General features: G+C 59.4%; 1 protein-coding gene. It reads left to right on the top strand.

What is annotated here, in order from left to right; genetic code table 11:
• A partial coding sequence (locus tag SB765_RS28710) for a transporter substrate-binding domain-containing protein (RefSeq protein ID WP_410932369.1) occupies positions 1–307 on the top strand: 307 nt, incomplete at its 5' end.
• Positions 308–320: the final 13 nt, after the last annotated feature.

A 320-nucleotide genomic window follows, 5' to 3' on the forward strand; every position in this document is an offset into this window, starting at 1 on the left:
CAAGGACAACCAACCCAAAGCCATCATCAAGACCTACAACGATGACCCGACCAAGTTCCAGGACCTGCGCATCGGCCGTACCGATGCCATCCTGATCGACCGTCTGGCCGCCCTCGAATACGCCAAGAAAGCCACGGACACCGCCGCTGCCGGCCCTGCTTTCTCCCGCCAGGAAGCCGGTATCGCCCTGCGCAAAGGTGAGCCTGAATTGCTCGACGCCGTGAACAAGGCCCTCGACAAGCTGCGCGCTGACGGCACCTTGAAGAAGCTGTCCGAGAAGTACTTCAACGCTGACGTCACCGAATAATGGAAGCAGGTTT

The organism is Pseudomonas sp. SIMBA_067, assembly GCF_046534675.1.
GTDB lineage: Bacteria > Pseudomonadota > Gammaproteobacteria > Pseudomonadales > Pseudomonadaceae > Aquipseudomonas > Aquipseudomonas putida.